23 protein-coding genes are annotated in these 23,428 nt (G+C 37.9%); 12 read left to right on the top strand and 11 right to left on the bottom strand.

The genetic code is table 11. From position 1 onward, the window contains the following. Window positions 1–8: 8 nt before the first annotated feature. The 5 genes from RMO03_RS13215 (at window position 9) to RMO03_RS13195 (ending at window position 5,280) form a co-directional block, all read left to right on the top strand. Entirely contained in the window at window positions 9–1,694 is a 1,686-nt protein-coding gene (locus tag RMO03_RS13215) for an FISUMP domain-containing protein (RefSeq protein ID WP_309642579.1), read from the top strand. Window positions 1,695–1,777: 83 nt separating this feature from the next. Continuing rightward, window positions 1,778–3,106: a thioredoxin family protein gene (locus RMO03_RS13210; RefSeq protein WP_309642578.1), complete on the top strand. Its 1,329-nt coding sequence runs from the start codon at window positions 1,778–1,780 to the stop codon at window positions 3,104–3,106. A 74-nt stretch (window positions 3,107–3,180) separates the two neighbouring features. Beyond that, on the top strand, window positions 3,181–3,603 hold the full coding sequence (locus RMO03_RS13205) for an EamA family transporter (RefSeq protein WP_309642577.1): 423 nt from the start codon (window positions 3,181–3,183) through the stop codon (window positions 3,601–3,603). A gap of 74 nt (window positions 3,604–3,677) precedes the next feature. Continuing rightward, entirely contained in the window at window positions 3,678–4,811 is a 1,134-nt protein-coding gene (gene bshA / locus RMO03_RS13200) for an N-acetyl-alpha-D-glucosaminyl L-malate synthase BshA (RefSeq protein ID WP_309642576.1), read from the top strand. 121 nt (window positions 4,812–4,932) lie between these two features. Continuing rightward, on the top strand, window positions 4,933–5,280 hold the full coding sequence (locus RMO03_RS13195) for a protease complex subunit PrcB family protein (protein ID WP_309642575.1): 348 nt from the start codon (window positions 4,933–4,935) through the stop codon (window positions 5,278–5,280). 68 nt (window positions 5,281–5,348) lie between these two features. On the opposite strand, the gene RMO03_RS13190 is transcribed toward RMO03_RS13195, so the two are convergent. Then, window positions 5,349–5,831, bottom strand: coding sequence for a hypothetical protein (locus RMO03_RS13190; RefSeq protein WP_309642574.1), 483 nt, complete (start codon window positions 5,829–5,831; stop codon window positions 5,349–5,351). A 206-nt stretch (window positions 5,832–6,037) separates the two neighbouring features. On the opposite strand from RMO03_RS13190, the gene aroC reads away from it, so the two are divergent. From aroC to RMO03_RS13165, 5 genes are all read left to right on the top strand, one after another. Beyond that, window positions 6,038–7,108, top strand: coding sequence for a chorismate synthase (gene aroC / locus RMO03_RS13185; protein ID WP_309642573.1), 1,071 nt, complete (start codon window positions 6,038–6,040; stop codon window positions 7,106–7,108). A gap of 142 nt (window positions 7,109–7,250) precedes the next feature. After that, window positions 7,251–8,507: a cation:dicarboxylate symporter family transporter gene (locus RMO03_RS13180; RefSeq protein WP_309642572.1), complete on the top strand. Its 1,257-nt coding sequence runs from the start codon at window positions 7,251–7,253 to the stop codon at window positions 8,505–8,507. A 154-nt stretch (window positions 8,508–8,661) separates the two neighbouring features. Further along, window positions 8,662–9,099, top strand: coding sequence for a DUF1801 domain-containing protein (locus tag RMO03_RS13175; protein ID WP_309642571.1), 438 nt, complete (start codon window positions 8,662–8,664; stop codon window positions 9,097–9,099). Window positions 9,100–9,176: 77 nt separating this feature from the next. Continuing rightward, window positions 9,177–10,052, top strand: a complete 876-nt coding sequence (locus tag RMO03_RS13170) for a T9SS type A sorting domain-containing protein (protein ID WP_309642570.1) — start codon at window positions 9,177–9,179, stop codon at window positions 10,050–10,052. 271 nt (window positions 10,053–10,323) lie between these two features. Beyond that, window positions 10,324–11,430, top strand: coding sequence for a T9SS type A sorting domain-containing protein (locus tag RMO03_RS13165; RefSeq protein ID WP_309642569.1), 1,107 nt, complete (start codon window positions 10,324–10,326; stop codon window positions 11,428–11,430). Window positions 11,431–11,479: 49 nt separating this feature from the next. Here RMO03_RS13165 and RMO03_RS13160 read toward each other — a convergent pair whose 3' ends face one another. Together RMO03_RS13160 and RMO03_RS13155 are read right to left on the bottom strand one after the other, a co-directional pair. Further along, window positions 11,480–11,896, bottom strand: coding sequence for a thiol-disulfide oxidoreductase DCC family protein (locus tag RMO03_RS13160; protein ID WP_309642585.1), 417 nt, complete (start codon window positions 11,894–11,896; stop codon window positions 11,480–11,482). Between the two features lie 16 nt (window positions 11,897–11,912). Further along, window positions 11,913–14,084: an endonuclease MutS2 gene (locus RMO03_RS13155; RefSeq protein ID WP_309642568.1), complete on the bottom strand. Its 2,172-nt coding sequence runs from the start codon at window positions 14,082–14,084 to the stop codon at window positions 11,913–11,915. Window positions 14,085–14,181: 97 nt separating this feature from the next. Between RMO03_RS13155 and ung the strand changes: the two genes are divergently transcribed. Next, a complete protein-coding gene (gene ung, locus RMO03_RS13150; protein ID WP_409024922.1) occupies window positions 14,182–14,859 on the top strand; it encodes a uracil-DNA glycosylase in 678 nt (225 codons plus the stop codon). Here ung and RMO03_RS13145 read toward each other — a convergent pair. The 8 genes from RMO03_RS13145 to RMO03_RS13110 all read right to left on the bottom strand — a co-directional run bounded on the left by RMO03_RS13145 (window position 14,852) and on the right by RMO03_RS13110 (window position 21,225). Then, complete coding sequence (locus tag RMO03_RS13145) at window positions 14,852–15,442, bottom strand: hypothetical protein (protein WP_309642566.1); 591 nt, start codon at window positions 15,440–15,442, stop codon at window positions 14,852–14,854. The genes ung and RMO03_RS13145 overlap by 8 nt on opposite strands. Before the next feature lie 9 nt (window positions 15,443–15,451). After that, entirely contained in the window at window positions 15,452–16,027 is a 576-nt protein-coding gene (locus tag RMO03_RS13140) for a DUF3575 domain-containing protein (RefSeq protein WP_309642565.1), read from the bottom strand. 62 nt (window positions 16,028–16,089) lie between these two features. Beyond that, on the bottom strand, window positions 16,090–17,022 hold the full coding sequence (locus RMO03_RS13135; RefSeq protein WP_309642564.1) for a transglutaminase: 933 nt from the start codon (window positions 17,020–17,022) through the stop codon (window positions 16,090–16,092). A gap of 19 nt (window positions 17,023–17,041) precedes the next feature. Continuing rightward, the gene (locus RMO03_RS13130; protein ID WP_309642563.1) at window positions 17,042–17,893 is read right to left on the bottom strand and encodes a substrate-binding domain-containing protein; all 852 of its coding nucleotides are present in this window, start codon (window positions 17,891–17,893) and stop codon (window positions 17,042–17,044) included. 49 nt (window positions 17,894–17,942) lie between these two features. Continuing rightward, window positions 17,943–18,476 (bottom strand): GNAT family N-acetyltransferase, encoded by a 534-nt coding sequence (locus RMO03_RS13125; RefSeq protein WP_309642562.1) that lies wholly within the window; start codon window positions 18,474–18,476, stop codon window positions 17,943–17,945. A 189-nt stretch (window positions 18,477–18,665) separates the two neighbouring features. Beyond that, entirely contained in the window at window positions 18,666–19,535 is an 870-nt protein-coding gene (locus RMO03_RS13120) for a nucleoside phosphorylase (RefSeq protein ID WP_309642561.1), read from the bottom strand. Between the two features lie 112 nt (window positions 19,536–19,647). Beyond that, entirely contained in the window at window positions 19,648–19,977 is a 330-nt protein-coding gene (locus RMO03_RS13115) for a translation initiation factor (protein ID WP_309642560.1), read from the bottom strand. A gap of 297 nt (window positions 19,978–20,274) precedes the next feature. Continuing rightward, window positions 20,275–21,225, bottom strand: a complete 951-nt coding sequence (locus RMO03_RS13110; RefSeq protein WP_309642559.1) for a 2-oxoglutarate and iron-dependent oxygenase domain-containing protein — start codon at window positions 21,223–21,225, stop codon at window positions 20,275–20,277. A gap of 178 nt (window positions 21,226–21,403) precedes the next feature. Between RMO03_RS13110 and RMO03_RS13105 the strand changes: the two genes are divergently transcribed. After that, a complete protein-coding gene (locus tag RMO03_RS13105) occupies window positions 21,404–23,380 on the top strand; it encodes a dehydrogenase E1 component subunit alpha/beta (RefSeq protein ID WP_309642558.1) in 1,977 nt (658 codons plus the stop codon). The last annotated feature ends 48 nt before the right edge of the window (window positions 23,381–23,428 follow it).

Raw genomic sequence — 23,428 nt, 5'->3', positions numbered from 1 at the left:
CTCTTTTTATGAAAAAGTATGTTGTTTCCTTTGTTTGTTTTTTAGTGGTTGTCAATTTTATTATTTTGTCATGTACACCAAGTGAGAGTTCAGAATCGAACGTTGTTGGATTGCCATCCATTACAACGACACCGGCTTCAGCCATTAATATGACTACCGCAACAAGCGGCGGTGTTCTGACTTCCAGCGGTGGAACTGTCATCCTTTCGCGAGGTGTTTGTTATTCGACATCACCGAATCCGACAACTGATGATCTTAAAATAGTTAAACCGGGTTCATTAGGCACTTTTGTTTGTAACTTCACAGGACTGACTGCAGGAACCCAATATTATGTAAGAGCTTATGCTAAGAATAGTGTCGGAACTGCATACGGTGCGGAAATTAATTTTACAACCACAACAACCGCAATTGCTTTGCCGATAGTTACTACAAATGATGAAGCTACAGACATTACAGAAACTACGGCTAATATTGGCGGTAATGTTACTTCTGCGGGCGGAGCTACCATTACAGCAAGAGGAATTTGCTATGCCACTACCGAGAATCCAACAATAATAAGTACAGTAGCAAATGCTACAGGTACAACAGGAACATTTACGAGCTCATTAACCGGTTTATCTGCCAGCACAGTATATTATGCAAGAGCTTTTGCAACCAACAGTGGCGGAACAGGATACGGTGCACAAATTACTTTTACTACTAGCGGTACAACCATAGGAGATTTACCTATTTTGACAACAACTGATGCTACATCTATAACAGATACAGGCGCATTAAGCGGCGGTAATGTTACTTCTGCAGGAAGTTCTGCTATTACTACAAGAGGAATTTGCTATGCTACTTCAGAGTTGCCAACGATATCAGATAATATACTTCCTGTATCCGGAACAACGGGATCATTTGGAAGTACACTTTCAGGTTTAACAGCAGATACCATGTATTTTATCAGAGCTTATGCAACGAATAGTAGCGGAACAGCTTATGGTAATCAAATCATGTTCACAACAACTGGCGGAACCGCTACAGATCCAATTGATGCTGTTTGCGATGGAACACAACCTACAGCAGTAGTGCCAATAACATCATCAACAGGAAAAATCTGGATGGATAGAAACCTTGGTGCAAGCAGAGCAGCCACATCTTCTAAAGATTATAAAGCCTATGGTTGTTTGTATCAATGGGGAAGAGGTAATGATGATCACGCGAGTATCACATGGTCGCGAGGAGAAGTAGGTTCTTTTGGTGAACTTGCAGGCGTTGCTGACAATGGAACAACAACAGTACACTCGACTACTAATACGCCTGGAAATGCATTATTCGTAACAGACGATCAAGGTATTTATGATTGGAGAAGCCCACAAAATGATGGTTTATGGCAAGGCGTAAGCGGGATTAATAATCCTTGTCCATCGGGATATAGACTTCCAACGCAAGCAGAGTTTGAAGCTGAAACGGTTAGTTATTCTATTACTGGATCAACTTCAGCATTCAATTCGATTCACAAGTTTCCATTAGCCGGTGACCGTGCTTTTGATTCCGGTTCGGTTAGAGGTCAAGGTGTTGATGCCGCTTTTTGGACTTCATCCATTGATCTCAATGATTCTTTTAATGTATATATAAGTGCTAATGAAATGTATCCAGATGCTAGTAGTGGTAGATCTGCAGGACATTCTGTACGTTGTATTAAAAATTAATTTCAATTAATCAATATCATAAAAACTTCTCGAACCAACGCGGGAAGTTTTTTTATGAATTCACTTTAAATCATATTGAAGCGATGCATGCATTAAAATTTATTTTACTTCTTTTAACGACGGTCACGGTTGCGCAGACAAAATTCACCATCAAAGGGCATTTCAATGCAACAGCCAATAAAGAAATTACCCTCAAAGGATTTACGGCTCAAGAAAGTTTTCCATTGGATAAAACCACCACTGATAGCAATGGGAATTTTGCAATCACTTATTCCGCTGATTATATAGGTGCAGCATTGTTGGAAATTACCAAAGGAAAAAAAGTGATTGTGCTTTTGAACCATGAAAATTATGAACTGCAATGGGATGATATGAATACTTCTAAAAGTATGAAATTTATCAACTCGCCAGAAAACAGCACTTTTGATAAGGGTTTGACGTTGTATCAAAACACACAAGAAAAAAAATCGGGAATCACTTATTTAATTCCTTTCTATGAGAATGAACCTCAAAAGAGTTCGTTTTTTAAAACGGAATTAAATCAATTAAATGCAGTCATACCAAATTATTTGAATAGCCTTTCCGATAAAACTTACGCGAGTTATTATTTGAAAATCAGAACGCTAATTGCCGATTTTCCATTAAGTACGAAGCGTTATCCTGAGCGCATTCCGGAACTTGAAAAGCAGTGCACTGATTTGAATTTTAATGACCAGCGTTTAATACATTCGGGGTTATATTATGAATTGCTAGATACTTATGTTGCAACCCTAGAACATTATGGTGAAAAAAAAGCACAACATCTGAATGCAGGCATTGATGCCATTCTTGCAAGCTTAAAATCAAATCCGGATTTGAAACAAAATGTTGCAGAACATTTGTTTAATCAATTAGAAAAACGCAGCTTATTCGAATCATCACAATACATCGCATTAGCCATGTTGACCGACAATACATGCCAACTCGACGACAAGCATAAAGCACTTTTCGAGCAATATAGAAAAATGGGTAATGGAAAAACAGCACCTGACATCTCGTTTTTTAACGAACATAAATCATCTTTATACGATCTTAAAAATAAATACAAACTGGTGGTTTTCGGAGCCAGTTGGTGTCCGAAATGTGTTGAAGAAATTCCGAAACTCAAAACTTTTTATGATCGTTGGGTAAAGCAATACAACCTCGAAATTGTATTCATTTCATTGGATGACCAAAAGAAAGATTACGACAATTTCATCAAAGATTTCCCGTGGATTTCAAGTTGTGATTTCAACAAATGGGAAACCCAAGCTGCCAAAGATTATTGTGTTTTCGGCACACCAACGATGTATTTGCTGGATTCAAAGAATACGATTCAAATAAAACCAATTTCTGCCGAGCAAGTGAATGCTTGGTTGCAATTGCATCAATAAAGTATTGTTCTAAATTCGAATGTTAGAATTAAAACAATCCTTCCTACATTTATAGTATTAAAAAAAATAATACTATGAAACAATACCAACTTTTCGCGCTGATCTCGATGTTGTTCGCCGGATTGACTTCGGTAATAGCCAAAGCCGGGCTCAAAAACGTAGCCAGCGATACTGGAATTGCAGTCAGAACTTCGTTTGTTTTCGTACTAATTTGGCTCAATGTGTTTGTATTTAACAATGTAAAAGACTTCGGAAACCTCACTAAGAAAGACATTGTTTTACTTGGTATTTCAGGAATTACAACCACCATTTCTTGGGTTTTTTATTACAAAGCCATTAAAATTGGTAATGTCTCCGAAGTAGCTTTAATCGATAAAGGCAGTATTATCATCACTTTATTGCTTTCTTTTTTCTTTCTCAATGAAGCTTTTACTTGGAAAATAGCTGTCGGTGGCGCCATGATTATTGGTGGTTTATTAATTTTAACGATGAAATAAACGCCAATTATTTAACGTATTTTTTCAAATTAAGCATTTCATTTTTATTAAATTCGTTCCACTAAATATCTTCTATGAAAATAGCTATTGTATGTTACCCAACCTTCGGCGGAAGCGGCGTAGTTGCTACAGAACTTGGACTCGAACTAGCCCGACGTGGACACGAAATTCACTTCATCACTTATAGTCAACCTGTGCGTTTGGCTTTGTTGAATGCCAATGTGCATTACCATGAAGTTAACGTTCCGGAATATCCATTGTTTCATTATCAACCGTATGAATTGGCTTTGTCAAGCAAACTCGTTGATATGGTGAAACTCTATAAAATCGAATTGTTGCACGTGCATTACGCAATTCCACACGCATACGCCGGATATATGGCTAAGCAAATGCTCAAAGAAGAAGGCATCGATATTCCGATGGTTACGACGCTTCACGGTACCGACATTACGTTGGTTGGAAATCACCCGTTTTATAAACCTGCAGTAACTTTCAGCATCAATAAATCCGATATTGTGACTTCGGTTTCGCAAAGTTTGAAAGATGAAACTTTGAAGTTATTTCAGATTACGAATGAAATAGAAGTCATTCCTAATTTTATTGAATTGAATAAAAACATAGATGATAAAAGCATTCCTTGTTATCGTTCGGTTATTGCGAAAGAAAATGAACGCGTTATTACTCATATCAGTAATTTCAGAAAAGTAAAACGCATTCCTGATGTCATTAAAATATTTTATAAAATTCAACAACAAATCCCTGCCAAGTTAATGATGGTTGGCGATGGCCCGGAAAAAGAAGAACCAGAAAAATTGTGTTATGAATTGGGTATCCAAGACAAAGTAATTTTCTTTGGGAACAGCAATGAAATCGACCGCATCTTAAGCTATTCAGATTTATTTCTTTTACCTTCGGAAACCGAAAGTTTTGGACTTGCAGCTTTAGAAGCCATGGCTTTAAGTGTTCCCGTAATATCGAGTAATTCGGGTGGTTTGCCTGAAGTTAATTTTGATGGAGTTTCGGGATATTTGAGTAATGTCGGCGATGTTGATGATATGGCGGAAAATGCATTGAAAATTATCCGAGATGAAGATACATTAAAGCAATTTAAAGCCAAAGCATTAGCCACTGCTAAACAATTCGACATTCAAAACATACTGCCGCTTTATGAAGAATTGTATATGAGAGCGATTGGTATTTATGCTTAAATGGCATGCTAAAAAAAATTCATTTATCACAAATCACATGATCAAAAAAGGATTCGTTGTATTTTTAATATTATTTTTAATTGGCTGTAGTACAAAACGTTCGGTAACTGAAGCTAAACCTTTGTTCGAAATTTTAACGCAACAAGAAGATGGTGGCGCGACAATCCGTTTTTTTGAAATCTTAACCGAAGAAAAAGAAATCAAAATGCTTCAAAACGACGAATTGCTCAAAAACAAAATCAGTGCTGACGATATCAAAACTTCGAATTATGTGATTCTCAATATGGGTGAAAAAACCACACTAGGTTATACCATCGATGTAAAAAGCGTCGAGGAAACTGCAGATAAAATCATCATTAAAGTTCGCGATGTAGAACCTAAAAATGCCGGAGTAGCTGAGCATGAAGTATTCTATTATCCGTATTCGATTCTGAAAGTCAATTCGAAGAAAGAAATCATAATACAATAAAAAAGTTAGCCACGAATTCCCGAATATATTTACGCGTGGATTCGTGGCTAAAAAATATGCAGTTTGAATTAGAACTGATAACGCAAACCTAATGCAATATCAGAACCATAATTGTTTTCATAATAACCACTTCCACCAAATTCCGGTCTGAAATCTAACGAAATCAATAATGGAATATCAAAATCATATTCAATTCCAATATCACCCGCAGCAAAAACAAATGTTCCGTTGTCTTTGTAACCATCGTGGTCATAACGCCAAGAACCCAAACCACCACCAACACCGGCATACCAATTGAAACCGCCATCAATATTCCAAACCCATTGATACAAACCGGCTAGTTTTACAGCATCAACATGTTTGCTGTTTCTCCATCCCAAATCGGCTTCAATTCTATTCGATTTGCCCAAAGCTCTTTGATAGGAAATCTCGGCACCAAAGCCATCATTATCTCCCAATCGCAATCCTAAAGCGTTCTCAGAAATTTTCTGTGCTTGACCATTCCAGACTAATCCTAATACCAGAAATGCTGTAAAAAATAATTTTTTCATAATGTGTAAATTTTGTTTGATGCAAACATAAACCATAAAAATTGTAAAATATTATAGAATACTTACATAATTATACTACAATTTATAAACAGCTTATTCACTTTTCGATAGGTTATTGTGTTTCAATAACAACCGAAACACACAGATTTTAATGATAAACTTTCAATCTTTCATCTAAAATCATACATTTGTTTAAAACAAAATCTATGGCCGGAAACAGTTACGGAACGCTTTTCAAAATAACCACATTCGGAGAATCACATGGCGAAGCTTTGGGCGGTATCATCGATGGTTGTCCACCCAACATCACGCTCGACTTTCAAGCCATTCAAAACGAAATGATGCGCAGAAAACCTGGGCAATCCGCCATCACAACCCAACGCAAAGAAGACGACGAAGTGCAATTTCTTTCGGGTATTTTCGAAGGCAAAACCACAGGAACGCCCATAGGTTTCATCATCCCCAATCAAAACCAAAAATCTGAAGATTATTCGCATATCAAAGACTCATATCGACCAAGTCACGCCGATTACGTCTACGAAAAAAAATACGGCATTCGCGATTATCGTGGCGGAGGCAGAAGTTCAGCGCGCGAAACCGCAAGTCGAGTAGTAGCCGGTGCGATTGCTAAACAAGTCTTGCCCAATATCAAAATCAATGCATTCGTTTCTTCAGTCGGTGATATTTTTATAGACAAACCCTACCAAGCACTAGATTTCACCAAAACCGAAACCAATGCAGTGCGTTGCCCGGACGAAACAACAGCCACAAAAATGGAAGACTATATCAAAGAAATTCGCAAACAAGGCGACACTGTTGGCGGTACAATAACATGCGTGATTCAAAATGCACCATTGGGTTTGGGTGAACCGGTTTTCGACAAACTCCACGCCGAATTAGGCAAAGCCATGCTGTCGATCAATGCCGTAAAAGGTTTCGAATACGGCAGCGGATTCTGTGGCGCCAAAATGAAAGGCAGCGAACACAACGATTTATATTTACCCGACGGAACGACCAAAACCAATTTATCAGGAGGTATTCAAGGCGGAATCTCAAACGGCATGGACATCTATTTCCGAGTGGCTTTCAAACCCGTGGCTACCTTAATGCAAAAACAAGAAACCCTCGACAATCAAGGCAATATCACCGAAACACAGGGCAAAGGCCGTCATGATCCGTGCGTCGTACCGCGTGCCGTGCCGATTGTTGAAGCTATGGCGGCCATCGTATTGGCGGATTTCTATTTACTAAATAAAATGTATCATACAGATGCCTAGCCCTGATGGTAGCGAACATCCTTTTGTGCCGTCGTTCGGCGCAAAAGATAAAGCAGACAGCAGGATTAAGCTTCTAAAAATATAACAAACCTATAGCGAACTTAGCGCAACCCTTGCGTTCTTTGCGGTAAAACCAAAAAATATGACTACAACTCCAACCAAGAAACCTTCGATTTTTTCAAACCTCACGACTCAAATTCTAATCGCCATGTTCTTCGGAGTAATCCTCGGAATCATAGTGCACAATAGCAGTTCAGAAGAAAGCGCTAAAGAATTTAGTGGCTACATCAAAATGCTCGCAACGGTTTTCATCCGATTGGTGCAAATGATTATTTCACCATTGGTGTTTACCACATTGGTAGTCGGAATCGCAAAACTCGGCGACATCAAAGCTGTTGGAAGAATCGGAGGCAAGGCTTTGGGCTGGTTTTTTACGGCTTCATTCATTTCTTTATTAATAGGAATGTTTTGGGTCAATATGTTGCAACCCGGATTAGGCCTTAACTTATCCGATGTCGATTTGGCAACAGCCTCAGAAGTCACAGAAAAAGCACAAGGTTTCTCAGCACAGAATTTCATCGAACACATCATACCAAAAAGTATAGTCGAAGCCATGGCAAGCAATGAAATATTGCAAATCGTGATCTTCTCGATCTTCTTCGGATTGGCAGCAGCTTCTATCGGTGATTATGCAAAACCCGTTGTCAATGCTTTAGACAAAACGTCACACATCGTTTTGAAAATGGTAAACTACGTCATGAAATTCGCGCCTCTAGGTGTTTTTGGAGCCATAGCCGGTGTATTCGCCGTTCGAGATTTTAGCGAATTGGCATTAACATACGCTAAATTTTTTGGTTCATTTTTAGTCGGAATCACATCGTTGTGGGTAGTACTTTTACTCATCGGTTATATTTTTCTGAAGTCAAGCATGACCAAGTTGTTGAGACATATTGTGAGTCCACTAATCATTGCTTTTGGAACAACTAGCAGTGAAGCCGTTTTTCCGAAACTAACCGAAGAATTAGAACGTTTTGGGATCAAAGACAAAATAGTCTCCTTTATGTTGCCGCTTGGATATTCGTTCAATTTGGATGGCAGTATGATGTATATGACTTTTGCGAGTATCTTCATCGCACAAGCCTACGGAATCGATTTGAGTATGGGAACACAAATGACGATGCTTTTGGTTTTAATGCTTACCAGTAAAGGAATTGCCGGTGTTCCGAGAGCCAGTTTGGTTGTAGTCGCCGCTACTTGCGGTATGTTTAAAATCCCGATTGAAGGTATTGCTTTAATTCTTCCCATTGATCATTTTTGCGATATGTTTAGAAGTGCCACCAATGTTTTAGGAAACGCATTAGCCACTTCAGTTGTTGGTAAATGGGAAAAAGAAGACTAAAAAGTTTTTAACCGCAAAGTGCGCTAAGATTTTCGCAATGAACGTTAGGCTTTTGCTAACATAAAATTTTTTTAGCGAACTTAGCGTATAACCTTGCGAACTTAGCGTTTAAAATAAAACCGCACACTAGTAGAACAATGATAAAGTAAAAATCATGGCTGAAAACAAAACAAAAGAAACGAAAGTCGACGTTATTGATTTTATCAACTCTTATGTAGAAAGCGACCTGAAGAAAGCGGACAGTTTTCAATTGATTAAGCTCATGACGGAATGGACAGGATTTGAACCCAAAATGTGGGGACCCACGATTATCGGATTTGGAAGCTATCATTATAAATATGCCAGCGGACATGAAGGAGATGCTCCGATGTTAGGTTTCTCGCCACGCAAAGCGGAGTTTTCGCTGTATGTATTTTCTCCAACCGAAGAAAATAAGCACTTGTTGGATGACTTTGGGAAATTTAAAATGGGTAAAGCTTGCATTTACATAAAAAAGCTGTCCGACATTAATATTGTTGCCTTGGAAAAAATGTGTAAAGCATCAATTGTCTATCTAAACGAACATCATGAATGCGCTTGTAGAGAAAAATGATCGTTCATTAACAACAACTTATAAATCAAAACATTAAATTGCATACGTAAATAATTAACCCTTTAAAAATTAAGTCTATGAAAAAACTATTACTATTATCTATTTTTTTTACTGCAATAAGCACTCAGGCGCAAGTGACCATTTATGATTCAACCCATGCAGGATTGAATGGAGCTGAAATTACACCAACTGCAAATGGTTCAAACTGTAGCTTTGGTGATGCGGTGAAGTTGGCTAGCACAGAAAGGTTATTGGATATTATTTCTGTTGACCTTTTTAATTTAACGGATACATCTCCGGTTACGCTGACTATGTCGTTGTATACAGATTGCCCAACCACAACCGGAGCTGGCGTTTGTGGTTCAGGTATTGGTACTATGTTTCCTTTTTCAGAATTAGCAGTAGTTATAGATGCACCACCAACAACAGGTAAGTTTACTGTTGATTTTGAATTTAACGGATTGGATATTACCGAAGCTGATAACACCATAACCGTAATGCTTAAAGCGAGTAGAAATAATGTGTTTTGGGTTATCAACGAAACGGCTGTGATAGGAATTCAACCAGATGGAGACACCGCATTGAGTACAGTAACTCGTTGCGGAAGTACTGGCACAAACAATGGTTGTGGCAGAGTATTTACCGCACCGACGATTAACAATGTAGCGATGAAAATTACTGCAAATCCCGGCTTGAGTACAAGTACATTCACTGCAGATTCATTTGTTGTTTTTCCTAATCCTATTGACAATTTAATTTCGGTAAAAAACGACAATAATATCGTTATCAATAGTATTGTTATCAATGATATCAATGGCAGAATTGTTAAGAGCCAATCTTTTGAAAACCTCCCAAACGTTCAGATGAATGTTGCTGATTTGGCGTCAGGAATGTATATGATGAAAATCAATTCGGATAAAGGTTTAGTTACCAAAAAGATTATCAAAAACTAATTTTGTTTTACAAAAAAATAGAAAACGCCTCGCAATTGAGGCGTTTTCTATTCTAAAAAATTAGCTTTCAGTTCAGGAGTTGGTATCATGCAACTTTTCTTTTTATCATATTGTAAAAGACTACATAATTATACAAAGCATTGTACATTAATGAACCAACCGATATTGTTGAAATATTAAAAAAATGATAACTGTCTCAGTAGCTTATTATAAAACAAAATATGCTTAAATTGCATTCCTAAAATCATTAATCCTTTAAAAAATTACGTCTATGAAAAAACTATTACTATTATTGATTATTTTGATTAGTATTCAAAATCTGTCAGCACAAATTCTTCAATCTGAAGATTTTGATTCTTTAACTATTGGTGCCGTTGGAACAGATGCTACAGGTACAATTCCAACCAATAATTATTACACCTTATCTACAAATTATGATTTAGATCCATTGGCGGCAACGACAGCTACAAATGCAGGACCTGATAATTTTCAAATTGCTGATTACGGCGCAGGGCATGGAAAAGTCTTACAGATTGATGGAACCAATGGAGACAAAGGAAGACGCAATATGTGGCAAGGCGGTTTGGCGGATCAATGGGCATTTCGTGATCCAGCTAACAATAAAATTCAAGTTGAATTTGATTTGTATACAGGAGACGGTAGCGGATTAAGTAACAATACCAAAGGTTTGTATATATATGACGCAACAACAACAACGGCTTCCTTAAAAATTTTAGGGGGATTTGTTTTTAATACCAAAACGCTTATACTACAAGGTATAGGTTATTACACTAGTGCTACAGCTCCAATAGGAAACTATGGTTTTTTCCTTGGACCAACAGCTACCAATCTCATCTTACCGGCAAATCAATGGGTTAAATTAATAGTAAGCTTTAATAAAACAACCGGGCAAATTGTATGGAAAGGACCATCATTCATTGGACAAGTTGTCGGTGCAGCTGCTGGTGTAGATCCAGATAAAGTAGCTTTTATTTCAAGAAGTGGCTCTGCAGCCGCCACTGGGACAACTGCTGCCATCACAAACGCTGCGTCAACAACGGCGGGTTTCTTTGATAACTTAATCGTTACAGCTACTGATATTGATTTACTGGGTGTTGAAGAAATTACTGCGGTTCAAAATACAGATTTTGTTGTATATCCTAATCCGACCAATAATCTTATCAAGGTTTCAAGTAAAGAGAATGCATCCATAACGGCCATTGCTATCACGGATATTCATGGAAGAATCGTTAAAAATCAAACTTTCAAAAATCTTTCCGCAATTGAAATGAATGTTTCCGATTTAGCCAACGGAATTTATATGATGAACATTGCTTCAGCATCAGGAAACGCCATTCAAAAATTGATTAAGAACTAGTTTTTGGTTTTATAAAAAATAAAAAACGCCTCACATTGAGGCGTTTTTTTTATTCTAAAAATTTGGCTTTTAATTCCGGAGTAGGTGTCATACAACTTTGCTTTTTACCATACCATTTGTAACGATTAGCCGCTATATAATCATACAAAGCATTGCGTAAAGCTGTCGGAATAATTCTAAAAACAGTTCCAAAATGAAATAAGCCACCCAAATGTCGGGCTATCTGTATAGCCGCATTCGACTTATAATAATAGGCAATTCCGGGTTCATACAAAACGGTCGAATCAATATTTTTCGGGTTGATGCCAATATGATTCAAAATCTGCTGACCCAATTCCGATTGCAACGCTACAAACCGAAATTGATCTTGAGTATCATGCTTAATAACAAACTGCACCGATGCTTCACACAAATTGCAAAGACCGTCGAAAAGAATGATTTTTTTATTTTTTGGAAGGTCTAACATCATTCAAAATTTATAATTATTTCTTCGTTGGTTCAACAAATTCCAAAACATCCAAACTTACTGTCGATGTAAAGACACCGTAATTAACGGTTGCTTTGTTTTTTTCAATTTTATCAATGCTGCCAATGGCTTTTCCATCGAACATTCGAACCCGATCTCCCACTTTTAAAACAGGTTTTGGTTTGATGATAACCGTGTTGGCTTTGAGTTTCTTTTCTTTCTTTTCGGTTCTGATTTTTTCGACTTGAACCGTAACTTCCTTGATAATTTCTTTCTTCTGAACTTCTTTAATCTTAGTTTCTTTGGCAGTCGCTTTCTTTCTTTTAGAGTTTTCTATTTCCACAATTTTGAGCAATTCACCCATCAATTCTTTTTTGTTTTTGCTGTTGAAATACTTCTCGGCTATGTCATCCACTTTTTGTCCCATGTAAATCAAACGTTGGTTGCTGTCATACAATTCCTGATAGCTTTCAAGTTTCTGCTTGATTTTGACATTAATCGATTCCATTTTCTTACCTTCCTCACGCGCTTTCGATTCTTCTTCTTTGAGCGTTTGTGAGGTTTTCTCCATTTTTGAACGTTCCTTTTGTAGGTTTGCTATGGTTTTATCAAAACGCACTTTTCCGACTTCAATTTTCTTCTTCGCGCGATTGATTAGTCCGAATGGAATACCGTTCTTTTGGGCGACTTCAAACGTAAACGAACTTCCTGCTTGGCCTAATACCAACTTATAAATGGGTTCCAGCGATTTCTCATCAAAAAGCATATTGGCATTGATCGCAAAAGGCAATTCATTCGCGAGTATTTTCAAGTTCGAGTAATGCGTGGTGATGATTCCAAACGCTTCACGATGGTAGAATTCTTCAAGGAAAATTTCAGCCAAAGCGCCACCCAATTCAGGATCAGAACCCGTTCCGAATTCATCAATCAAAAACATGGTTTTCTTGTTGCATTTTTTCAAGAAATAATTCATGTTTTTTAAACGGTAACTGTAGGTGCTTAAATGATTTTCAATAGATTGATTGTCGCCTATGTCTGTCAAAATTCTGTCGAATAAAAATGTTTCACTGCGTTCATGCACGGGAATCAACATACCAGATTGTAACATCAATTGCAGCAAGCCAACGGTTTTTAAGGATATGGTTTTTCCACCGGCATTTGGTCCAGAAATCACTATGATTCGTTTTTCTTGATGCAGCTCGAAAGTTTGCGGATGCGTGATTTCGTTCTTCGAATTATTGTTTAAAAGCAGAATAGGATGGAAGGCTTCTTTAAAATACAATTTTCGTTGGTCATTGATTTTAGGTAAAATCCCTTTGATGCGTTGTGCATATTTAGCTTTCGCCGCGATGACATCAATATCACTTAAGAAATCTTGATATTGAATTAATAACGGTAAAAACGGACGAATATCATTAGTCAATTGCTTTAAAATCCGAGTGATTTCCTCTTTTTCTTCATACTCTAAATTACTCAGTTCACGCGAATATTGCAACGTTGTTTCGGGTTCAATATAAGCGATGCTTCCCGTTTTGGAGCTGCCTAAAATGGAACCTTTCACTTTTCTTCTATACATCGCCAAAACCGCTAAAACCCTACGATTCTGCACAAAGCTTTCTTTGATTTCATCGAGATAACCCACGCTGTTGTAATGCGTCAAAGCCACGCCGAAACTTTGGTTGACTTTACCGCGAACCGAATTCATATTGCGGCGAATGTCTAATAAGTCCGAAGAAGCATTGTCTTTGATTTCACCATATTTATCAACAACATTCTCGATTTGATTGATGATGACTTTCGTCAATTCAAGTGCGGAAGATTTCGCATGCAGCTTAGGATAATATTCTTCAAATTTTTTGAGGAACTGCAACAACGTATTCGATGTTTCTGAAATGGACGCAATTTTTCTAAAACTCCCGACTTCGAGAAAGCTATCTTCAATCGCCAGAAATTTAATTTCATGCGTAATCGCATCAAACCCGTGATTTGGAATCGCATTGTTATTTTCGTAAGAAGACAAATATTCTGAAGTTTGCAGCAATGCATCCATCAAAATATCTTGTTCTTTAAACGGCGTAATTTGTAAAGCTTTTTGCTTCCCAATTTCTGTATTGCAAATCGCAGCAATTGTTTCTAAGACCGTTGGAAATTGTAAATCCTGTAAAGTTTTTTCGGTAATGCTAATCATTTTTCTGTTTCGGTTGCAAGGAATCAAAGTTACAAAGTTAAAACCATTATTTCTCGGTGTAGATTGCGAAAAACTTTGCGAACTTTGCGTTAAAATTATTGGGATGCAATTACCTTCAGATTGGCAAACGGTTTTATCGGATGAAATTAAAAAACCTTATTTTGAGGAACTGTTACATGCGGTTGAAAACGAGTATCAAACCACCATTTGTTATCCGCCCAAAGATTTGATTTTCGCAGCCTTTGAGCAATGTTCGTTCGAGCAATTGAAAGTAGTCATCATCGGACAAGATCCGTATCACGGCGCTAAAGAAGCGAATGGTTTGTGTTTTTCTGTGAATGACGGCATTACAATTCCACCATCATTGCGCAATATTTTTCGAGAAATCAATGCTGATTTTGATACGATATTCATTCCAAATTCAGGTAATCTTGAGCATTGGGCCAAGGAAGGTGTTTTGCTTTTGAATGCATCGCTCACGGTTAGAAAAGATCAACCGAACAGCCATAAACATTTGGATTGGCAGATTTTTACGGATGCTGTGATTCAAAAAATATCAGATCAAAAGAAGCAGATTGTGTTTCTACTTTGGGGCAGTTTTGCGCAAAAGAAAGGTGCGAAAATCAATCGGGATAAACATTTGGTTTTAACTTCCGGACATCCATCACCGATGAGCGCCAACCAAGGAAAATGGTTTGGAAACAAGCACTTTAGTCAAGTGAATGACTATTTGAAATCCATTCACAAAAAACCTATTGAATGGTTTTCTAGTTGATTGTAAAATGGTAATAACCGCTGCCATCCAAATCTGTGGTGTTGGGTGAATTTAAATTTAAAAATAAATTGTTGTTGATGCTTTCTGAGCGCAATTCAACAATATTATTGGCATCACTATTATAACCAAAACTCAATCTGTAATTGCCTGCAGGTAAGGCTTGAAGTCCGGCTTGGTATTCATAAGATTGTGTTACAGTGTTGTATATTGTACTTGCAAAAACAAACGAATCTACTTGTGCTGCTCCTTTTGTTACTTGTATTTGAGCATTGGTGATCTCTACATAATCCCAAGCTCCAGCGTTTTCTTTTTCGAGTTCGTAAGAAAAATTCAATTTCGCTGCACCACCGGTCGTTTGATAAATATCCAACGGATGTGTCATTGTGGTTACATTCAACAATTTTGGAATAGTTGCTATGACATAAACTCCCTGATCTTCGGGTATAGCTGACCTTGTTACAGTCACCAAATTTGGAGCAGAAACAAATACATCATTATAAAATTCGCTGTCTTTATTGGAGCAGTCTGCCGCCATTAAAATCGTAGCCAAAGCCACAAAAAAGAAATATTGTATAGTTTTCATAGTCTTTATTTAAAATCGATAGCTAACGCCTAAACCCACGCGTGACAATATATCGGGGCTTTTATCTTTGTTGAACATATTGGATCCGAAGCCTACCAAAAATTCAATTCCGAATTGGTCTTTGATATAATATTTATAACCAATCGCTGCACCTAAACCCAAATCAGAATAGCTGCTTTTTTGTATCGCATAGTAATCATTATTAGAAGCATCGGTTAAAAGCACAATTTCTCTAAAATCACCACCATTCGCATCGGCAAAAATTTCAGCAAAATAGAAACTGCGCGCGCCTTGAGAAAGATTGTATCTCACAAATGGTATGACTTCATATTTGGTAAATGAATTGACATTACCTTCATCAAAATCATCTTTATTCTTTTTGTTACTCGAATAAATACCACTAACACCAACAGAGAAATTATGATTTAAAAAACGTTCGTAGGTTATATTTAATCTCGAATACGCCAAGCCTAAAACATCAACACGTACTTCGTTTCGTTTGTTTAATAAAGGCGATTTTGGAATGGTATCTTGTGCATGAATCCATTGCGAACCAAGCAGTAATAGCAGTATGAGTTTCTTCATAAAATGAATTTTTTTGATGAGCTAAGATATAAAAACCAATCGGATAATTTCGGGTTATAAAATCAATAAAGTGTGAGTGCTCCCAATATTTCTTCCGACATGAATGGGCCGCCCGGATAAGTTGCCGTATAATCGAGGTTGAGCCATATTTGCCCACGCTCGTCGATGTGATAATGAATTTTATTGCCTTTACTTTCTTTGACAAAAAGCACTTTTTTGATTAAATAATTGACCGTTTCTAAATCTGTTTTGTTGCCAATGAGCATTTCGGGATAGATATGACCGCCGGTGTGAATGAGTCTTGGAGTGCCGCCAATCGATTTGATGCAAGCCGCCATAAGAATAGAATGATCATCGCAATCGCCTGAAAAATAGCGTAAAGATTCTGTTGCTTTTGCGATGTAGTCTTTGCCTTTTGGATCGCTGACGTAATTCCAACGTGAATTGATTTCTTTAAAAACCGCAAAGCATTGAATGGTAGTTCTATAATTCGAATAGCCGCGAATGTCTTTAAAATCCTTAGTGGTAGCCATCACCGCGAAGTCACGAACTTTTGGATTTTCGAATTCAATCGCATTGATGATTTTGGTTTTGTTCGGAAATGGAAGCAACTTAGAAATGATAACATCTTGCGGATTCGGGCTGTCGCTCATCGAATACACCATGTATTGATAATCTTCTGTGACACTTTTAAATCCATATTTTCCCAAGAGACTGCCGATAACCAAAGCCACAATATACAAAGCAATGCAAACAATAATGATGGTTCGCAACAATCGCAAAACCAGTTGAATTACGATAAGTATGCCTAGAAACAAAAGAATTCTGTCGAGTTGGAAATACCAATTCGGATCGACGAGATTTTGGTGAACAATGATGAATACAGGAATGGCAATCAACACATTCAAAGCGAAAATAATAACATTGTCCCAAGGTTTTTTGACCTGAAGTTTTTGTTTTATTTTTTGAACAGCATAAATCGTCTTTTTTATCATGGTAACCTAAAACGCTAAACTAAACGGTTTTAACAATTTCAGCAAAAGTACCTTTTTTATCTATAAGAGCGAGTTCATGCAATTGATTTTGTACGTTGTTTAACACTTCGGCTTGCAATGGTTTTTGCGACCATTCAGTCAGCGATAACCACTGTTGAATGTCCTCAATTTTTTGATGGTATTTCGAAGCTAAGGTTTTATCAATGCTGGGAATTTCTTTAAATTCTGAAGTGGTTTGATTGATAATTTGAAGTAAGGCTTTGATTTGTTCGGGATGATTTTGGAGCACTTCATCACGCACAGCAATGACGAAACATGGCCATGGTGTAAGGCAATCGCCTAGATTTCTGAAAATATTTTTATCTACTAATGGTTTGGTCATGAAATGTTCCCACATGAAATAATCAGCCGTTCCGTTGGTCAATGCTTCGACTGCGCCGTCGATGGTATTGACGATTTCAAATGAAAGCGTTTCTGTTTTCCAGCCTTGTTGGTGTGCATTGACATAAGCCATGAGTTGTGAACCTGAGCCTAATCGTGAAATCGCTACTTTGGTATTTTGTAAATCTGCAATGGTTTGATATTTTGATTTCGCCGAAACGTGAATGCCCCATAACAAAGGCGACTCAACATAAACCTGAACAATTTTAGACGGGTTTCCGGCTACAATATCTTTGACGATGCCTTCGGTTAAAATGACAGCGATGTCGGTTTCTCCGGAGCGCAGCATTTGACATAGTTTTCCGGTGCCTTCGGGAACGTCGGTCCATTGCAGGTTGATGTTTTGGGTTTCGAATTCACCATTGTCGATGCAGAGATGCCACGGTAAGTTGAAATGTTCTGGAACGCCCGAGATATTTAGTGTTGTCATTTGAGATGTTGTTTTACCGCAAAGTTCGCAAAGATTTACGCAATGTGCGCTAGGTTTTTAGATTGGGATTTTGAAGTTCATACCAATTGCACAGTAAGTCATAATGCATGTATTGACCATTTTTTTGGAATCCTATTTTTTGAAGTATGCGATTAGAACCTGCATTGTCTATGTGAGCGGTGGCGTATATTTTAGGAAGTTTCATTTCGTTGAATCCGTATTCGAGCCAAGCTTTGGCTGCTTCGTAACCGTAGCCTTTTTCCCAATGTGCTTCGGCGAATCGGTAACCTAAATCGTAAAAATTCACATGATTGTTTTCGGGTTCGGTGATGAATTTGATTCCGGCCCAACCGATGATTTCTTGCGTTTCTTTGATGATGACTACGTAACGACCGATACCATTATCGGCATATTGTTTTTGGATGCTCTTGATATAGGCATCGCATTCATCTATTTTGGTTAATGGTGTGTTGCCCAGATATTGGTGCACGTTAGGATTGGAATCCATGATAAACATGGCTTCGTTGTCTGTGGCTTGGAACTGACGCATTAGGAGTCGATTGGTTTCTAGGATGAAAGACATGGTTTTGATTTTAAGACTATAAGATTTTAAGACTGTACGATCTTATAATCTTAAAATCTTGCAGTCATTTTATTTTAGTGCCCTAGCCCCGATAGAAGGGAAAATCCTTGGCATTGCGCCGTAAGCATCAAACAGATTGCTTCACTACGTTCGCAATGACAAGATTGGAATGATAGCGGGAAACAGCTTCTAATTATTCGCTAACTTATCTAAAGTGTAGGCGATCAATGCATCGACAGCTTTGTACGGATCGGCGCTGAACGTACCCGACGCGCGGTTGGCGATGATGGCGTTGAGCGACAAACAGTGGTGCCCGAGCAGTTTTCCTAAGCCATAAATAGCTGCGGTTTCCATTTCGAGGTTGGTGATTCTGGTGCCGTCGACTTTGAAATTATCCATTTTACTATTCAGATTTTCGTCTTGGATGTTGAGGCGAAGCACGCGGCCTTGTGGTCCGTAAAAACCACCTGCAGTAGCTGTAATTCCTTTGTGCATTTGATCACTTTCGATGATTTTCTCGAGTTTTTCGCTGCACGCAATCGCATATGGACGGCCTTTTTTCGCATCCCAATCGGTGTGTTTGATGAAGGCATCTTCGATGTTTTTATCGGAGATTTCGTCGATGAGATAGGAGCGGAGCATGTTGTCTAAGCCCAATCCGAATTTCGACATCACGAAACTATCGACAGGAATATCGGCTTGCAGAGAACCTGAAGTTCCAATGCGGATGATGTTTAAGGAGGTCAGGTTTTCTTTTGGTTTTCTTGTGTTTAAGTCGATGTTGACCAAAGCGTCAAGTTCGTTCATCACAATATCGATGTTGTCAGGCCCGATTCCGGTTGACATGATGGTCATGCGTTTGCCTTTGTAGATTCCGGTTTGCGTTTTGAATTCTCTTTTTTGAGTGGAGAATTCTATGCTGTCGAAAAACTGTGTGATTTTCTCTACACGATTTTGATCGCCTACGAAAATAATGTCGTGCGCGATGTGTTCGGGTTTGAGGTTTAGATGGTAGACGCTTCCGTCGGGATTTAATATGAGTTCAGATGATTGTATCATTTTTTTTGAGTTCCTGAGCGGCTGAGTTTCTGAGACGCTGAGTTTGTTTTTAGTTTGAAGGGTGTAAATATAGGGAACGCTTCATTATTAATTATTCATTGTTAATTATTAATTATCCACCGACGCGTTTGACTTTGAAGCCTTTGTTCTTAAGCATTTCCATAATCTTGTCGCGGTAATCGCCTTGAATGATGATGGAGTCGTCTTTGAAAGTGCCGCCAACACTAAGTTTGGTTTTGAGTTCTTTGGCCAGGATTTTAAAATCTTCGTCGGTTCCGGTGTAGCCTTCAATGATAGTGGTTGGTTTTCCTTTCCGTTTTTCGAATTTGCAAATCATGGGTTCGGCTTGAATCCAGAGTGGTTTGTCTTGTTCAATCGGTTCCGGTTCGTTGGAAGGAACGTGGTCGGGGAATAGGTTTTTGAGTTGGTCTTGTAAATCCATGAGTTACTGAGTTGCTGAGTGCCTAAGTTTCTGAGTCGAGCGGAATAAGTTTTTTTAGAAGCTGTTTCCTGCTATCCGCTAAATCTTTTCCCGTCTAAAGAAGCCGGAAAAAGGATATCGCTGCTATCAGGGCTAGGGTTAATGTTTACCAAAACGAACTTATTATGCTGCGCTTCATACAATTCGCATCGTAATACTTGCTCGGGTCAGGAACTCAGAAACTCAGCTACTCACTCACTAAAAAAAAACAAAGACATCAAGCGAACTCAATGTCTTCATTTGAAATAATAATTGGGTTTATTTTTTAATCAATCCTAAATCTACTAAACGTTCGTGCAGGAATTCACCAGCAGAAATGTCTTCGTATAATTTTGGGTTTTGAGCATCGATGCAACTGTCTAAACAATCCAAACGCATATCGCTTACGGGATGCATAAAGAAAGGTATCGAATAACGTGATGTTCCCCACAATTCTCTTGGCGGATTCACTACTTGGTGAATGGTGGATTTTAATTTGTTATTAGTGTGGCGGGATAACATATCGCCAACATTGATTACCAATTCATCTGGTTCAGCAACCGCGTCAATCCAATCGCCGTTGTGGTTTTGCACTTGCAATCCTTTTCCTTGAGCACCCATTAATAAGGTAATCAAATTGATATCACCGTGCGCAGCGGCACGAATGGCATTTTCGGGTTCAGAAGTAATTGGTGGATAATGGATTGGTCTTAGAATTGAGTTACCTTCATAACCATATTTATCAAAATAAAACTCATCCAAACCTAAATGTAAAGCCAAAGCGCGTAATACATAAATACCTGTTTTTTCCAGCATTTTATAGGCTTCTTTTCCGGCAACATTGAAACGTGGCAATTCTTTTACATCAACATTATCAGGATATTCTGAAGCATATTTAGAATCTTTGTCAACGTATTGACCAAAATGCCAAAACTCTTTCAAATCGCCTTCTTTTTTCCCTTTGGCGTGTTCTTTACCGAAAGAGACATAACCTCTTTGCCCGCCAATTCCTGGGATTTCATAACTATATTTGGTTTCTAAAGGCAGCGAAAAGAAATTTCTGATTTCGCCATACAATTCTGCTACCAATTGGTCATCTAAAAAATGACCTTTGAGTGCTACAAAGCCAATATCTTCAAAAGCACTACCGATTTCATTTACAAATTTTTGTTTACGTTCCGGGTCACCCGAAAGGAAATCACGCAAGTCCACACTTGGAATGTTTTGCATACTAAAATGTTTTTGTTAATAACTAAAAGGTTGTGAACCCTTATAACTACAAATGTAAATAATAATTTTAAAAAGCAATTTTAAAAGTTATCAACAATTCAAAAAAAAAATACATTTCACGGTCATCCTGTTATTTTTTTATACTTTTGAACAGTTTTAATACAACCGATACTTTATAATGAATTTTGAAAGAAGACATTTAAGCGACGAACAATTACTAGATTTATATAAAAGATTACTCAAGCCACGACTTATCGAGGAAAAAATGCTGATACTGATTCGTCAAGGAAAAGTATCCAAATGGTTTTCCGGCATTGGGCAAGAAGCGATTTCGGTTGGTGTTACTGCAGTTTTAGACAAAGACGAATACATTTTACCGATGCACCGAAACTTAGGTGTGTTTACAGGTAGAGACATTCCATTATACCGATTATTTTCACAATGGCAAGGTAAGGCGAGTGGCTTTACTAAAGGCCGTGATCGTAGTTTTCACTTCGGAACTCAAGAGTATAAAATCATTGGTATGATTTCGCATTTGGGTCCACAATTGGGTGTTGCTGACGGGATTGCTCTAGCGAATAAACTCAAAAAGAATGGCAAAGTCACAGCGGTTTTTACTGGTGAAGGCGCAACGAGTGAAGGTGATTTCCATGAAGCTTTGAATATAGCATCGGTTTGGGATTTACCGGTTTTGTTTGTGATCGAGAACAATGGTTACGGTTTATCAACTCCGACTAACGAACAATATCGATGTGAAAACCTTGCTGACAAAGGCATTGGTTACGGAATGGAAAGTCACATCATTGATGGAAATAATATTTTGGAAGTTTATATTGAACTTTCAGAAATCGTAGCTTCGATGAAAACCAATCCACGTCCGGTGCTGCTAGAATTCAAAACATTCAGAATGCGCGGTCATGAAGAAGCGAGCGGTACCAAATATGTTCCGCAAGAACTTATGGATTTGTGGGCAGAGAAAGATCCTGTAGAAACTTACAGAAGATATTTGATCAAGCAAAACGTAATGACTGCTGCTCAAGATGAGGAATGGAAAACTGAAATCAAGAAAGAAATCGATGACAATTTAGTTATTGCCAATGCCGAAGCTGAGATTGAAGCCGACTATGATGAGGAATTAAACGATGTATATAAACCGTATGATTTTGAAGAAGTTAATCCTTCTAATGAAACCGATAACATTAGATTGGTAGACGCTATTTCACAAGGATTAAAGCAATCTTTCGAACGTCATGACAATTTAATAATCATGGGACAAGACATTGCTGAATATGGTGGCGCTTTTAAGATTACCGATGGCTTTGTTGAACAATTCGGAAAAGAACGCATCATCAACACACCAATCTGTGAAAGTGCTGTAGTTTCAGCCGGAATGGGATTGTCTATTAATGGTTATAAAGCGATTGTTGAAATGCAATTCGCAGATTTTGTTTCTACAGGATTTAATCCAATTGTGAATTACTTGGCAAAAGTACATTACCGTTGGCAAGAAAATGCAGACGTTGTAGTTCGAATGCCTTGTGGCGGCGGAACACAAGCTGGGCCATTTCACTCCCAAACTAATGAAGCTTGGTTTACCAAAACTCCGGGACTAAAGGTGGTTTATCCGGCATTTCCTTATGATGCGAAAGGCCTATTAGCAACGGCTATCAACGACCCTAATCCGGTGTTGTTTTTTGAACACAAACAATTATACAGAAGCGTTTATCAAGAAGTCCCTAAAGACTATTATACTTTGCCTTTTGGAAAAGCAGCGATGTTAAAAGAAGGCAATGATATTACTATTATAGCTTTCGGAGCAGCGGTTCATTGGGCTTTGGAAGTATTAGACAAAAACCCTGATATTTCAGCCGATTTGATTGATTTAAGAACTTTGCAACCTCTCGATAAAGAAACGATTTATGCTTCGGTTAAAAAAACCAACAAAGCTATAATCTTGCAAGAAGACAGCATGTTTGGCGGTATTGCGAGCGATATTTCTGCAATGATTATGGAAGATTGTTTTGAATATTTGGATGGACCTGTAAAAAGAGTGGCCAGTTTAGACAGTCCGATTCCATTTACCAAAGCATTGGAAGACCAATATTTACCTAAAGAACGTTTTGAAATTGCTTTATTGAAATTGCTAAAGTATTAATCAAAAGCAATATAAATTAAACAAGAAGAGTTCTACTATTAGAACTCT

The organism is Flavobacterium sp. (genome assembly GCF_031411595.1).
GTDB lineage: Bacteria > Bacteroidota > Bacteroidia > Flavobacteriales > Flavobacteriaceae > Flavobacterium.
The sequence above is the reverse complement of the archived record's forward strand: the minus strand, read 5'-3'. Positions and strand labels throughout refer to the sequence as shown.

Bases quoted from the DNA above. Each gene is read 5' to 3' on its own strand.
- RMO03_RS13145 (WP_309642566.1), bottom strand. From the start codon at position 15,442: ATGAAAACTATACAATATTTCTTTTTTGTGGCTTTGGCTACGATTTTA.
- RMO03_RS13165 (WP_309642569.1), top strand. From the start codon at position 10,324: ATGAAAAAACTATTACTATTATTGATTATTTTGATTAGTATTCAAAAT.
- RMO03_RS13180 (WP_309642572.1), top strand. From the start codon at position 7,251: ATGACTACAACTCCAACCAAGAAACCTTCGATTTTTTCAAACCTCACG.
- RMO03_RS13205 (WP_309642577.1), top strand. From the start codon at position 3,181: ATGAAACAATACCAACTTTTCGCGCTGATCTCGATGTTGTTCGCCGGA.
- aroC (WP_309642573.1), top strand. From the start codon at position 6,038: ATGGCCGGAAACAGTTACGGAACGCTTTTCAAAATAACCACATTCGGA.
- RMO03_RS13140 (WP_309642565.1), bottom strand. From the start codon at position 16,027: ATGAAGAAACTCATACTGCTATTACTGCTTGGTTCGCAATGGATTCAT.
- RMO03_RS13130 (WP_309642563.1), bottom strand. From the start codon at position 17,893: ATGACAACACTAAATATCTCGGGCGTTCCAGAACATTTCAACTTACCG.
- RMO03_RS13120 (WP_309642561.1), bottom strand. From the start codon at position 19,535: ATGATACAATCATCTGAACTCATATTAAATCCCGACGGAAGCGTCTAC.
- RMO03_RS13190 (WP_309642574.1), bottom strand. From the start codon at position 5,831: ATGAAAAAATTATTTTTTACAGCATTTCTGGTATTAGGATTAGTCTGG.
- RMO03_RS13210 (WP_309642578.1), top strand. From the start codon at position 1,778: ATGCATGCATTAAAATTTATTTTACTTCTTTTAACGACGGTCACGGTT.
- RMO03_RS13135 (WP_309642564.1), bottom strand. From the start codon at position 17,022: ATGATAAAAAAGACGATTTATGCTGTTCAAAAAATAAAACAAAAACTT.
- RMO03_RS13175 (WP_309642571.1), top strand. From the start codon at position 8,662: ATGGCTGAAAACAAAACAAAAGAAACGAAAGTCGACGTTATTGATTTT.
- RMO03_RS13215 (WP_309642579.1), top strand. From the start codon at position 9: ATGAAAAAGTATGTTGTTTCCTTTGTTTGTTTTTTAGTGGTTGTCAAT.
- RMO03_RS13110 (WP_309642559.1), bottom strand. From the start codon at position 21,225: ATGCAAAACATTCCAAGTGTGGACTTGCGTGATTTCCTTTCGGGTGAC.
- RMO03_RS13170 (WP_309642570.1), top strand. From the start codon at position 9,177: ATGAAAAAACTATTACTATTATCTATTTTTTTTACTGCAATAAGCACT.
- RMO03_RS13115 (WP_309642560.1), bottom strand. From the start codon at position 19,977: ATGGATTTACAAGACCAACTCAAAAACCTATTCCCCGACCACGTTCCT.
- RMO03_RS13155 (WP_309642568.1), bottom strand. From the start codon at position 14,084: ATGATTAGCATTACCGAAAAAACTTTACAGGATTTACAATTTCCAACG.
- RMO03_RS13125 (WP_309642562.1), bottom strand. From the start codon at position 18,476: ATGTCTTTCATCCTAGAAACCAATCGACTCCTAATGCGTCAGTTCCAA.
- bshA (WP_309642576.1), top strand. From the start codon at position 3,678: ATGAAAATAGCTATTGTATGTTACCCAACCTTCGGCGGAAGCGGCGTA.
- RMO03_RS13160 (WP_309642585.1), bottom strand. From the start codon at position 11,896: ATGTTAGACCTTCCAAAAAATAAAAAAATCATTCTTTTCGACGGTCTT.
- RMO03_RS13105 (WP_309642558.1), top strand. From the start codon at position 21,404: ATGAATTTTGAAAGAAGACATTTAAGCGACGAACAATTACTAGATTTA.